The organism is Lactiplantibacillus sp. B652 (assembly GCF_023806745.1).
Lineage (GTDB): Bacteria > Bacillota > Bacilli > Lactobacillales > Lactobacillaceae > Lactiplantibacillus > Lactiplantibacillus pentosus.
The window spans coordinates 1-234 of record NZ_JAMSKY010000129.1; the positions used below are offsets into that span (position 1 = coordinate 1).

The 234-nt window shown below is 44.4% G+C and carries 2 rRNA genes; both read left to right on the top strand.

Going from position 1 to position 234, the window contains the following annotated elements:
• Window positions 1–91, top strand: a 23S ribosomal RNA gene (locus MZO40_RS17710); the annotation flags it as partial.
• Between the two features lie 70 nt (window positions 92–161).
• A 5S ribosomal RNA gene (rrf, locus tag MZO40_RS17715) occupies window positions 162–234 on the top strand; the annotation flags it as partial.

A 234-nucleotide genomic window follows, 5' to 3' on the forward strand; every position in this document is an offset into this window, starting at 1 on the left:
CCCCTGAAAGATGATCAGGTAGATAGGTTAGAAGTGGCAGTGCGGTGACGCATGAAGCGGACTAATACTAATCGGTCGAGGACTTAACCAAGTAATTGGTGTTCCGGTTCATATGAATTATTTGATATTGTCTAGTTTTGAGAGCACAAGTTTCTCAATAGTGTGGTGACGATGGCGAGAAGGATACACCTGTTCCCATGTCGAACACAGAAGTTAAGCTTCTTAGCGCCGAGA